The 12347-nt window shown below is 49.4% G+C and carries 14 protein-coding genes; 13 read left to right on the top strand and 1 reads right to left on the bottom strand.

The window, feature by feature from the left end; genetic code table 11:
* From rsmG to ASF99_RS15225, 3 genes are read left to right on the top strand one after another with little or no spacing between them, the layout of a single operon-like run.
* Window positions 1–717, top strand: coding sequence for a 16S rRNA (guanine(527)-N(7))-methyltransferase RsmG (gene rsmG, locus ASF99_RS15235; RefSeq protein ID WP_023469858.1), 717 nt, complete (start codon window positions 1–3; stop codon window positions 715–717).
* Between the two features lie 48 nt (window positions 718–765).
* Entirely contained in the window at window positions 766–1608 is an 843-nt protein-coding gene (noc, locus tag ASF99_RS15230; protein ID WP_055969791.1) for a nucleoid occlusion protein, read from the top strand.
* Window positions 1609–1646: 38 nt separating this feature from the next.
* The gene (locus ASF99_RS15225; RefSeq protein WP_035395440.1) at window positions 1647–2411 is read left to right on the top strand and encodes a ParB/RepB/Spo0J family partition protein; all 765 of its coding nucleotides are present in this window, start codon (window positions 1647–1649) and stop codon (window positions 2409–2411) included.
* A gap of 37 nt (window positions 2412–2448) precedes the next feature.
* Here the strand turns inward: ASF99_RS15225 and yyaC are convergent, their stop codons facing one another.
* Window positions 2449–3066: a spore protease YyaC gene (gene yyaC, locus ASF99_RS15220; protein ID WP_055969813.1), complete on the bottom strand. Its 618-nt coding sequence runs from the start codon at window positions 3064–3066 to the stop codon at window positions 2449–2451.
* A gap of 182 nt (window positions 3067–3248) precedes the next feature.
* Between yyaC and ASF99_RS15215 the strand changes: the two genes are divergently transcribed.
* The 10 genes from ASF99_RS15215 to ASF99_RS15170 all read left to right on the top strand — a co-directional run bounded on the left by ASF99_RS15215 (window position 3249) and on the right by ASF99_RS15170 (window position 12328).
* The gene (locus ASF99_RS15215; protein WP_023469854.1) at window positions 3249–4178 is read left to right on the top strand and encodes a mechanosensitive ion channel family protein; all 930 of its coding nucleotides are present in this window, start codon (window positions 3249–3251) and stop codon (window positions 4176–4178) included.
* The gene (locus ASF99_RS15210) at window positions 4150–4338 is read left to right on the top strand and encodes a DUF951 domain-containing protein (protein ID WP_023469853.1); all 189 of its coding nucleotides are present in this window, start codon (window positions 4150–4152) and stop codon (window positions 4336–4338) included. Before ASF99_RS15215 ends, ASF99_RS15210 begins: the two co-directional genes overlap by 29 nt.
* Before the next feature lie 228 nt (window positions 4339–4566).
* A complete protein-coding gene (gene ychF, locus ASF99_RS15205) occupies window positions 4567–5667 on the top strand; it encodes a redox-regulated ATPase YchF (RefSeq protein ID WP_023469852.1) in 1101 nt (366 codons plus the stop codon).
* A gap of 120 nt (window positions 5668–5787) precedes the next feature.
* The gene (gene rpsF, locus ASF99_RS15200) at window positions 5788–6075 is read left to right on the top strand and encodes a 30S ribosomal protein S6 (RefSeq protein ID WP_023469851.1); all 288 of its coding nucleotides are present in this window, start codon (window positions 5788–5790) and stop codon (window positions 6073–6075) included.
* A gap of 23 nt (window positions 6076–6098) precedes the next feature.
* Window positions 6099–6617 carry a single-stranded DNA-binding protein gene (gene ssb / locus ASF99_RS15195; protein ID WP_023469850.1) on the top strand — a complete coding sequence of 173 codons (519 nt, stop codon included), beginning with the start codon at window positions 6099–6101 and terminating at the stop codon, window positions 6615–6617.
* 44 nt (window positions 6618–6661) lie between these two features.
* Entirely contained in the window at window positions 6662–6892 is a 231-nt protein-coding gene (rpsR, locus tag ASF99_RS15190; protein ID WP_023469849.1) for a 30S ribosomal protein S18, read from the top strand.
* Between the two features lie 134 nt (window positions 6893–7026).
* Window positions 7027–9012 (top strand): DHH family phosphoesterase, encoded by a 1986-nt coding sequence (locus tag ASF99_RS15185; protein ID WP_035395443.1) that lies wholly within the window; start codon window positions 7027–7029, stop codon window positions 9010–9012.
* Window positions 9009–9452, top strand: a complete 444-nt coding sequence (rplI, locus tag ASF99_RS15180) for a 50S ribosomal protein L9 (RefSeq protein ID WP_055969789.1) — start codon at window positions 9009–9011, stop codon at window positions 9450–9452. The genes ASF99_RS15185 and rplI overlap by 4 nt, the downstream gene beginning before the upstream one ends.
* 19 nt (window positions 9453–9471) lie before the next feature.
* On the top strand, window positions 9472–10824 hold the full coding sequence (dnaB, locus tag ASF99_RS15175) for a replicative DNA helicase (protein ID WP_023469846.1): 1353 nt from the start codon (window positions 9472–9474) through the stop codon (window positions 10822–10824).
* Window positions 10825–11035: 211 nt separating this feature from the next.
* Entirely contained in the window at window positions 11036–12328 is a 1293-nt protein-coding gene (locus ASF99_RS15170; RefSeq protein ID WP_023469845.1) for an adenylosuccinate synthase, read from the top strand.
* Window positions 12329–12347: the final 19 nt, after the last annotated feature.

The raw sequence follows: 12347 nt of genomic DNA, 5'->3' as shown, positions 1-12347 counted from the left end.
ATGAACCAACAGCAATTCGTAACAGCATTGGCAGCACAGGGACTTGAGGTCTCAGAACATCAGTTGCATCAATTCAAACGGTATTATGAACTGCTCGTCGAGTGGAATGAAAAGATGAACCTGACGGCGATCACGGACGAAGAAGATGTCTATCTCAAGCACTTCTATGATTCGATCACAGCAGCATTCTATTTCGATTTCACGACGGTCACGACGGTTTGTGATGTCGGAGCGGGCGCTGGTTTCCCAAGTCTGCCGATCAAGATCATGTTCCCACATCTCCAAGTGACGATCGTCGATTCACTGAACAAACGAATCGGCTTCCTCAATCATTTGGCGACGGAACTCGGACTCGAAGGTGTCGCGTTCCATCATGGACGCGCCGAAGAGTTCGGTAAAAATAAACAATTCCGCGAACGGTTTGATGTCGTGACAGCACGTGCGGTCGCCCGGATGTCCGTTCTCGCGGAATATTGCCTACCGCTTGCGAAAGTCGGGGGTCAATTCGTTGCCTTGAAGGCAGCGAAAGTCAGTGAAGAGCTCGAGGATGGTGCGATTGCCTTAAAAGTACTCGGTGGGAATTTACGGGAAAGTTTCCAGTTCCAATTGCCAGGCGAGGAAAGTGAGCGTAATATCGTTATTGTAGATAAAAAACGAACAACACCCGGGAAATATCCGCGTAAAGCGGGTACGCCTGCAAAAGATCCATTAAGCTAAACACCGTTTCACGTGAAACGATGACTGATAAAGGTGAGGTGCGCCAACGTGAGAAATGCAATTGCCAAGCTGCTCGGTAAGGGAGGGCAACCTGCTACGATCGAGCTTGACCCACAAGAGACGGTTCAGGAATTACCATTGACAGAACTTGTCGCGAACCAGTTCCAACCACGGACAGTGTTTGATGGGGACCGAATTGAAGAGCTAGCCGTTACGATCGAAGAGCATGGATTACTCCAGCCGATCGTCGTTCGAAAACAAGGAACAGGATACGAAATCATTGCGGGAGAACGACGATACCGGGCAGTGCGCTCGCTTGGCTGGGAAACGATTCCTGCCATCGTCAAAGAGATGACGGACGAGACGACTGCTTCACTGGCATTGATTGAAAATCTGCAACGCGAAGATTTGACACCAATCGAAGAAGCAGAAGCCTATGAGCGCTTGCTTGCGTTACAAGACATCACGCAAGAAGTGTTAGCTCGTAAGCTCGGACGTAGTCAATCGACGATTGCTAACAAATTGCGTTTGCTTCGATTGCCAACGGATGTCCGGGAAGCGTTGAAGCAACGGACGATCACGGAGCGTCATGCCCGTGCGTTATTACCGCTCAAGGATGAAGCGCTACAAGTAACGGTACTCGCTGAAATTCTGGAACGGGAATGGAACGTCAAGGAGACGGAGCGCCGGGTGGAACGATTGATGACACCACAGCCACCGAAGAAAAAACGTCATAAGAGCTTTGCTCGCGATACACGGATTGCGTTAAATACCCTTCGCGATTCCGTCGATATGATCGAGCAAACCGGATTGACGATTGAAAAAGAAGAAGTCGATTGTGAAGACTATGTAGAGGTGCGGATTCGCATCGTGAAGGCACGTCCGGAATAAGCGGTCGTGCCTTCCGCTACGTTTAGGAGAGAAGGCAAGTGAACGAATTACCTGTTCGGGCGATTCGCCCGAATCCGACTCAACCCCGGAAACGATTCAATGAAAAAGCATTAGAAGAGTTAGCCCAATCGCTCGTTCGGCACGGGATGATCCAACCGATCGTCGTCCGACCACGTGATGGCTATTATGAAATCATCGCCGGCGAACGACGGTATCAAGCAGCGAGTCGCGCAGGATTCGAACGTGTACCGGTCCTCGTGATCGAAGCAGACGAGACACGCGTGATGGAGCTCGCTTTGATCGAAAACATCCAACGGGCGGATTTATCCGCGATTGAAGAGGCGATGGCGTATGCGGAGATGATCGAGGAATTCGGCATCACGCAAGCAGAGCTTGCGCAGCGTGTCGGCAAAAGTCGTTCGCACATCACGAACAGTCTTCGGTTACTACAATTGCCGCTACTCGTTCAACAAGCGGTGATGGATGAGCGGTTATCGATGGGACATGCCCGTGCCCTGTTGTCGCTAAAGCATCCAAAGAAAATCGAGCAGATGGCAGAACGCGTCATGGCGGAAAATTGGAACGTCCGTCGATTAGAGCAGGCGCTTCGAGAACGGAAAGAATCCACTCGTCCGCAACAAGCGACTGCTGTCCAATTCGTCGAAGAGTCGCTTCGCGAAAAATACGGGGCGACGGTACGGATCAAACAAGGCAAACAAGCAGGGAAACTCGAGATTGATTTTGCAGATGAAGACGACCTCAATCGGTTGCTCGACTTGTTATTACCTGAATCGGATCAATGAAAAAGAAGCGTTCCGGTGACGGTTCGCTTCTTTTTGATTACATCGAGCGTGGCGTAAAGGAAATCGTCGTCCGTGTCGACTCAGCGGATAATTTCGCATCGAGCATGTGGAAACTGTTCGCGACGAGTTCTGCTAATTCATAAACGAGGTGTAACCGTGTATTTTGGAGAATCATCATCTCCATGAAGCCACTGACGTTAACGACAGCCTTGATGTTGAAGTCACCGACCGCTGGCAATTCTTTTTGAACGCCGGCACCGGGTGCGAGTGGACCTTCCGAGAAGAAGACGTGCCCAACGCTTGAAAGTCGACCAAGACATGCATCGATTGCGATGACAAGTGGACGATAATGGGTCGTTTGGATTGAGTGAATCGTTTCAGCGAGATTCAGTGCATGGACGGGTTTAGCGAGTGTACCGTAAACGTGGAGATGAGTAGGTGCTTGTTTTTCAAGGAATGTTCCGACAAGTGGACCGAGTGAGTCGCCCGTCGAACGATCAGAACCAATGCAGACGAGTACGATTGGTCGTTTTTCCTGGACTGCGGAGATTTGTTCGAATAATTGTTCGGCTAAGCGTTCTTTCGCGAACGGTTCCGTATATTCTAAAAAGAAAGAATAGGGCTTGGGCTCGTGCGAATGAAAGCGGAAATTCATCGAAATCATCCTTTCTTCTCTTGGTGTCGGTGTCGTGGTGGATTGGCAAGAGTGAAGGGTTCTTAGATGATTTTCCTTTCCCGGTTTTTCCAAAAATCTAACGTCAAAATCGGCTCTTTGGTTGAAACTCAATTAAAATCACGTATACTGTCGTAATAGAGAGAACAAGAAAGGATGAGAGAATGGCTACCAATCAAGATGTACAAGAATCCGTCGCCCAAGTCGATAAACTAATCAATCAAGTAATGGATGCGGATATGTGGATTCGTTTTGGGATGAAACTACTGATTGCGCTCATCATCATCGCGGCGTTCTATGTGTTAACGCGCGTTTTGACTGGGGCAGTCTCGCGTCTCTTTACGATTAGGAAAATCAATGAACAGGACTACTTGGCGCAACGTCAGAACGAGACATTACTGAAGTTGCTCCAAAATGCGATTCGTTACGTACTCGGAATCGTCATGTTGTTGACGGTACTCAGTCAGTTCGGAATCAACATCACCGGTCTTGTCGCCAGTGCGGGGATTGCCGGTCTTGCGATTTCGTTCGGTGCGAAGAACTTGGTGCAAGATATCATTACCGGAGCGTTCATCATCTTCGAACGCCAGTTCAAAGTCGGAGATTATGTACGCGTCGGTGTGATCGAAGGAGTCGTCACGGAACTTGGAATCCGGACGACGAAACTAAAAGGACTCAACGGGGAGATCCACATCATCCCGAACGGTCAGATTTTGCAAGTCACGAACTATTCGGTCGACAACAGTTTCGCGCTCGTTGATGTTCAAGTCTCCTATGACGAAGATCTCGAACGGGTCGAACAAGTCTTGCATGAGATCGCGGACCGGACAACGAAGAAGTATGTCGATATGTTCGTCGAACCGATTCAGATGCTTGGCGTCCAGACGCTTGGTCCTTCTGAAGTCGTCTATCGTTTGATGGCAGAAGTACCACCGATGCAACATTTCCAAGCCGGTCGTCTAATCCGGAAGGAATTGAAGCAAGGACTAGAAGAAGAAAACATCAAGATCCCGTATCCACGGATGGTCATGATGAATCCAGAACAAAAGAATGGTGGACAAACGGATGATTCCAAAAACGTATCAACTCCATGATTATGTTGAGATGAAGAAGCAGCATCCATGTGGTACGAACCGATGGCAAATCATTCGGGTCGGCATGGATATCCGAATCAAATGTCAAGGTTGCGGGGCAAGCATTTTGATGCCACGTCGTGATTTTGATAAACGATTGAAAAAAGTCTTACCAGAGTAATGAAAAGCGGATCTGATCCTCGTGATTAGATTCGCTTTTTTGTTGTCTTGCTTAAGTGGAGCGGTTGCGTTCGGTTAGGACGTGAGTAAAAAAGACGGTCGAGCTCCTTGCTTAAAAAAATTGAACTATCTATAATTGTGAAAGATGTGCTGACGTGGTGTAATCATTCTACCCACTGCGGCCGCTAGCACGGATTTCCTAGGAAATACCGAAAAGGAGGAATTCCAAGTGGGATTAACAGCAGGAATCGTTGGCTTACCAAACGTAGGAAAATCAACACTTTTTAACGCCATCACACAAGCAGGTGTAGAGGCAGCGAACTACCCGTTCGCAACGATCGACCCGAACGTCGGTGTCGTTGAAGTACCAGATGCACGTCTTCGGAAATTGACGGAACTCGTCAACCCGAAAAAGACGATCCCGACAGCATTCGAATTCACGGATATCGCAGGTATCGTAAAAGGCGCGTCTAAAGGGGAAGGTCTCGGAAATAAATTCCTCGCGAACATTCGTGAGGTAGATGCGATCTGTCAGGTCGTGCGTTGTTTCGTCGATGAAAACATCACACACGTGGCCGGAAAAGTCTCACCGATCGATGACATCGAGACGATCAACCTCGAATTGATCCTCGCAGACCTCGAGCAAGTCGAAAAACGGATTCAGCGTGTCCAAAAACAAGTCAAGTCACGCGATAAAAACGCAGCGGCTGAACTCGAAGCACTTGAAATCGTGCAAGCATTACTCGAAGACGAGAAACCAGCACGTCTCGCTGAATTGAACGAAGATCAAGCAGCTCTCGTCAAACACTTCCAATTGTTGACGATGAAACCGATGCTTTACGTTGCAAACGTTGGCGAAGATGAAGTCGCAGACGCGGACAATAACGAAAACGTCCGTCTCGTACGCGAATTCGCAGAAAAAGAAGGTTCTGAAGTCATCGTCATCTGTGCTCGGATTGAAGAAGAGATTGCAGAGCTTGAGCCAGAAGAACGTCAAGAGTTCCTCGTCGATCTCGGAATCGAAGAATCAGGTCTTGATCAATTGATCCATGCAGCATACAGCACGCTTGGTCTTGCGACATACTTCACAGCAGGTGAAAAAGAAGTACGCGCTTGGACGTTCAAAAAAGGGATGAAAGCTCCGCAATGTGCGGGTGTCATCCACTCGGACTTCGAACGTGGATTCATCCGTGCAGAAGTCGTTTCGTACGAAGATTTAGCAGCAGCAGGCAACATGGCTACAGTCAAGGAACAAGGACGTTACCGTTCAGAAGGTAAGGAATATGTCTTCCAAGACGGCGATGTCGTCACATTCCGCTTCAACGTCTAATCGAAATCGAATCGTTATTGCATAAAGCAAAATACTTTGGTAGTATTAACGAATGTGAGTAATGAATTATTGCTCCTTGCTCGAACATTCGAGCCGCCAGTCCAAGAGGAGGTGACAGATATGCGTAAATACGAAGTACTTTACATCATCCGTCCGGAACTTGATGAGGAAGCACGCAAAGCAACAGTGGAGCGTTTCAACAAAGTCCTCACTGATAACGGTGGTACAGTTGATAAAACAACTGAAATGGGTAAACGTCGTTTCGCTTACGAAATCAATGATATGCGTGAAGGGTTCTACGTTCTTCTTAACGTTTCTGCTGAACCAGCAGCTACAAAAGAACTTGACCGTCTCATGAAGATCAGTGACGATATCGTTCGCTTAATGATCACAAAAGACGAGAAATAAGCTGAAACAGGAGAGTGATTCTGATGATTAACCGCGTCGTTTTAGTCGGTCGGTTAACTCGTGACCCGGAAATGCGTTATACGCAGAGCGGGATTGCGGTAACGCGATTCACACTCGCATGTGACCGTCCTTTCACAGGGCAAGATGGGAAGCGAGAAGCTGATTTCATCGATTGCGTCGTTTGGCGCAAGCAAGCAGAGAACGTTGCTCAGTATTTGAAGAAGGGTAGTCTTGCTGGTGTAGAGGGTCGCCTCCAGATTAGCAGCTACGACGATAAAGAAGGGCAACGCCGTTATCGTGCGGAAGTCGTCGCTGATAGCGTCCGCTTCCTTGAGTCACGTAACGCGAGCCGTTCTTCGGATGGTAGCGAAGGCTACGCTTCATCTACTGGTGGAAACGGGAATGCTGCAGGATGGGGTTCACAGCAACAGCAGAACAACTCTTCCTCGCCAGCACCCGCTTCATCGAATTCGGGCTTCGGCGCTGATCCGTTCAGCGGCGGTAGTTCGATCGACCTTTCAGACGACGATCTCCCGTTCTAAGGAAATCGTCCTGAAAAATCCAAGTTAAAAAGGAGGTTAATCACATGGCACGTCGTCCAGGTGGAAAACGTCGTCGTAAAGTATGTTACTTCACGTCGAACCACATCACTCATATCGATTATAAAGACGTAGAACTTCTCAAACGTTTCATTTCGGAACGCGGTAAGATTCTTCCACGTCGTGTGACTGGTACTTCAGCGAAATACCAACGTCCACTTACAATCGCAATCAAACGCGCACGTCAAATGGCTTTAATCCCATACGTGGCTGACTGATTTCGTAGCACCATCCTCATGCGTGAGGATGGTGCTTTTTTTCGCTTCCCTTTCATCCCCTCCTGCTTTTCGGTTATAATAAACAAGTTACTAAAAATTTAAATGAACCCTATAGAGCATATAAGGAGGACACGATGGAGTCAGGTCAACAAGTATCACCGGAACGAGAACGACGCATCGTTCGCTTCATTCCGTATCTATTAATCGTCGGTCTGCTTCTCGTCGTCGCTGTACGTGAACCGATCATCTCTGCTATCGGAGCCGTCGTGACTGCCCTCCTCTTCGGATTGCACCTATTCGAAGAACGCCGTGCACGCAGGGCATGGGAGGCATACGTCGCCGGAATCTCGATGCAAGTCGAGGAGACGGGACAAGATGCGTTGACGAACATGCCAATCGGGATTTTGTTATACGATGAGGAAACCCTCGTCACCTGGTTCAATGATCCGATGCGGGAGATCTTTGATGATGTAGCGATGGGACAGACGCTCAATGAGCTCGATCCCTTATTCATCGAAATGGTCGCGACGAACGAGGACCAAGCGACGCTTGAAATCGGTGATGCGGTATATCGCGTCTTTTCAAATCATGAGAATCGGACGTTCTATCTGTTCGATATGACAGAAGAAGCACAAGTCGAACAACAACTCGTCGATAATCAGACAGTCATCGGCGTTATCTATCTCGATAACTACGATGAGATGACACAAGGTATCGAAGATCAGTTGCGCAGTGAGTTGAACAGCCGAGTTACGCAACTGTTGAATCACTGGGCAGCCGAACACGGAACGTATATCAAACGAACCGCATCTGATCGGTACTTCATCGTCACGACAGAAGAGAATCTTCGGATTCTCGAACGATCGAAGTTCACGATTCTCGATACCGTGCGCGAAGAGACGAGTCAGCGTGGTGTCCAGTTGACGTTATCGATCGGAATTGGTTGCGGAAGTGACCCGATTCCGGCGCTTGGTCTGATGGCTCAGTCGAGTCTCGATCTCGCATTAGGACGGGGAGGCGACCAAGTCGTCATCAAACGCGATGGAAAAGTCCGCTTTTATGGCGGCAAGACGAATCCGACAGAAAAACGGACACGTGTCCGAGCACGTGTCATTGCCAACTCGCTTCGTGACTTAATGCAGGAATCGAGCCGTGTCCTGATCATGGGGCATAAGAATCCGGATATGGATGCACTCGGATCAGCGATCGGCATTTTGAAGCTTGCGGAAATGAACGATAAGGAAGCGCATATCGTTTTACCGCCAGAAGAAATCGGTCGTGGGATTCGCCGGATGATGGACGAGATCGCTGAAGTACCACAACTCGAGACACGGTTCGTCAATGCGTTTCAAGCCGATCAGTTAATTGACGATCAGACGTTACTCGTCGTCGTCGATACCCACAAACCGTCGCTCGTCGTCGTGCCGACGTTACTCGATCGATTCGAGCATATGGTCGTGATTGATCATCACCGGCGTGGGGAGGACTTCATCGAAGATGCGGTCCTCGTTTATCTCGAGCCTTACGCATCGTCGACGTCAGAACTCGTCACCGAGTTGATCGAGTACCAGCCGACGAATCAGAAGCTATCGATGCTTGAGGCGACGGCGTTACTTGCCGGAATCATCGTCGATACGAAAGGCTTTGCCCTTCGGACCGGCTCGCGGACGTTCGATGCTGCCTCTTACTTGCGTTCACAAGGTGCTGACACGGTGCTCGTGCAAGAGTTCCTCAGTCAGGATCTTGAGACGTACGTTGAGCAGTCACATATCCTCGAGCGGTCCGAGGTCTATACGAAAGGGATGGCGATTGCGACAGCAGAACCTGGCGTCATTCACGATCAAGTCTTGATCGCACAAGCGGCTGATCAATTGTTGTCGCTTCAAGGCATTCGTGCTGCCTTCGTCATTGCGGAACTTCAAGACGGACGGACAGCGATCAGTGCCCGTTCACTCGGAGAAGTCAACGTCCAGTTGATCATGGAGACGCTCGGAGGCGGCGGTCACTTGACGAACGCGGCGACACAGATGTCAGAATCGGTCGTCACGGTCGCGGATGCGTTGCGTAAAGCGATCGATCAATATCTAGAAGATGAGACAAAAGGAGAGGAATCAGAATGAAGGTTATTTTCTTACAAGATGTAAAAGGACAAGGTAAAGCAGGAGACGTCAAAGACGTGGCCGATGCTTATGCAAATAACGTACTCTTCAAGAAAAAGTTGGCGCGTCCTGCGACGACTGGCAACTTGAAGCAACATGAAGCACATGAACGTAAAGCAGCAGAAGAAGCGAAACAGAACTTGCTTGACGCGCAAGCGTTAAAAGAGAAAATCGAAAAAGAGACGATCATCGTCTCGACGAAAGCCGGTGAAGGCGGTCGTGTCTTCGGTTCTGTCACAAGCAAACAGATCGCGGAAGCACTCAAGAGCATGGGTTACAAAATCGACAAACGTAAAATCGAGCTCGAGCACCCAATCAAGGCACTCGGCTTTACGAAGGTACCATTGAAGCTACACAACGAAGTGACAGCGACGCTGAACGTTCAGGTCAAAGAGGCGTGAGTAGAAAAGGGGAACGGTGATGAGTGAAGTCATGCAAAATATGCCTCCCCAAAGTATCGAGGCAGAACAAGCCGTCCTAGGGGCGATCATGATTGATGCGGATCGTTTGATCAGTGCATCAGAACGTCTGTTACCGCAGGACTTTTACCGTGCCTCTCACCAACGGATCTTCGAAGCGATGCTCGTGCTGTCCGACCGAGGCGAAGCGATCGACCTCGTCACGGTCACAGCCGAGCTGAGTACGCTTGGCATCCTAGATGAGATCGGTGGTCTACCGTATCTAGCGGAACTAGCGGAAGGTGTACCAACCGCAGCCAACATCAATTACTACGTCAACGTCGTTGACCAGAAGTCGACGCTTCGGCGTCTCATTCGGACGGCGGGTGAAATCGTCACTGACGGATACGAGCGGCAAAACGAGGTCGATGTCCTGCTGAATGAGGCAGAACGGAAGATTCTCGAAGTATCACAAGGAAAAGGGAGCGCGAGCTTCATCCCGATCTCGGACGTCTTGACGAGTGCCTATGCAACGATTGATAAATTGCATAAGCAAAGCGGCGAGACGACGGGGATTCCGACCGGTTTCCAGGATCTCGATAAGATGACGGCCGGCTTCCAGCGTAACGATCTAATCATCGTCGCAGCACGTCCATCGGTCGGGAAGACGGCGTTTGCCTTGAACATCTCGCAAAACGTCGCGACACGCGCTGACGAGAACGTCGCCATCTTCAGTCTTGAGATGGGTGCCGAACAGCTCGTCATGCGGATGCTCTGTGCCGAAGGAAACGTCGATGCGCAGCGTCTGCGGACTGGTCAACTCGAGGAAGAGGACTGGGGCAAGTTATCGCTTGCGATGAGTAACCTGTCTCAAGCCGGCATCTACATCGACGATACACCAGGTATTCGGGTTAACGATATCCGGGCGAAGTGCCGTCGTTTGAAGCAGGAGCACGGTCTTGGGATGATCATGATCGATTACTTGCAGCTGATTCAAGGGAATGGTCGCTCCAGCGACAACCGTCAACAAGAGGTTTCGGAAATTTCCCGTTCCTTGAAATCACTCGCGCGTGAACTCGAAGTCCCCGTCATCGCCTTATCGCAGCTCTCCCGTGGGGTTGAGAGCCGTCAAGATAAGCGACCGATGATGTCGGATATCCGGGAATCGGGAGCAATCGAGCAAGATGCCGATATCGTCGCCTTCTTGTATCGTGACGATTACTACAATAAAGAAACGGAAGATGCGAATACGATTGAGATCATCATCGCAAAACAGCGGAATGGTCCAACCGGTACCGTCAAGCTCGCCTTCCGAAAAGAATTCAACAAGTTCGTGGATCTCGAGCCAAGCAACTCGTACGCGCCACCAGCTTAATCCAAGCTACGTTTTGTCTTCGATCAATCGGAGATAAAACGTAGCTTTTTTTATTTTCACCTAAAGATTCTCAGTTTGTTCACCAAAAACGATAATTAAACGAACGAAAGAGAATTGTAACAATTAATTGTTCGGTATTTGGTTGACTTCTCTTTTTTATCGCGTTACACTTAGTCGTGGTTTTGAATCGTACGTGGAGGTGGATGATAAGATGTCATCAGTAGTAGTAGTCGGAACACAGTGGGGCGACGAAGGAAAAGGGAAAATCACCGATTTTCTTTCGAAACAAGCCGACGTCGTAGCACGTTATCAAGGTGGAGACAATGCAGGACATACGATCGTATTCAATAACGAGACGTACAAATTGCACTTGATCCCATCAGGTATTTTTTACTCGGATAAGAAATGTGTCATCGGGAACGGTCTCGTCGTCAACCCGAAATCACTCGTCAAGGAATTGAAGTATCTGCACGATCGTGGTGTCTCAACGGATAACTTGTTAATTTCGAATCGGGCGCATGTCATCTTGCCGTATCATCAGTTGCAGGATCAGTTAGAAGAAGAAGCGAAGGGCGACGCAAAAGTCGGAACGACGCTAAAAGGAATCGGACCGTGTTACATGGATAAAGCCGCACGAATCGGTATCCGGATGGCAGACTTACTCGACAAAGAAACGTTCGCTGAGAAGTTGAAGATCGTTCTCGACCAAAAGAACCGGATGTTCACGAAGATGTATGACGCTGAACCAATCGCGTTCGACGATATCTTCGAAGAGTACTATGCGTATGGACAAGAGTTCGCGAAATATGTCTGCGATACATCTGTCGTCGTCAACGATAGCCTTGATCACGGCGAAAAAGTGTTGTTCGAAGGCGCACAAGGTGTCTTACTCGACCTTGATCACGGAACGTATCCGTTCGTTACATCATCGAACGCATCTGCTGGTGGTGTCGCATCAGGCGTCGGTGTCGGTCCAGCTCGGATTGACCACGTCGTCGGTGTCTGTAAAGCGTACACGTCACGTGTCGGTGACGGTCCGTTCCCAACGGAATTGTTCGATGACATCGGGCACCAAATCCGTGAAGTCGGTCGTGAATACGGAACAACGACAGGACGTCCGCGTCGTGTCGGTTGGTTCGACTCTGTTGTCGTTCGCCACTCGCGCCGTACAAGTGGATTGACGGATCTTGCGCTCAACTCGATCGACGTCTTGACAGGACTCGACACGTTGAAGATCTGTACATCGTACGAATTCAACGGTAAACAGATCGATGAGTACCCAGCAAGCTTCCGTGATCTCGAAGCATGTGTTCCAGTTTACGAAGAACTGCCGGGCTGGAAAGAGGACATCACAGGTGTCCGTCGCTTTGAAGATCTACCGTTGAACGCACAGAACTACGTTAAGCGGATTGCGGATCTCACAGGTATCTCGCTCGTCACGTTCTCGGTCGGACCGGGTCGTGAACAGACAGTCGTCTTGCGTGATCTCTACGAAGAAGCATAAGTCTCAACAGGACTGACTT

This window comes from Exiguobacterium sp. Leaf187 (genome assembly GCF_001423925.1).
Lineage (GTDB): Bacteria > Bacillota > Bacilli > Exiguobacteriales > Exiguobacteriaceae > Exiguobacterium_A > Exiguobacterium_A indicum.
This window is presented reverse-complemented; position numbering and strand designations above follow the sequence as displayed.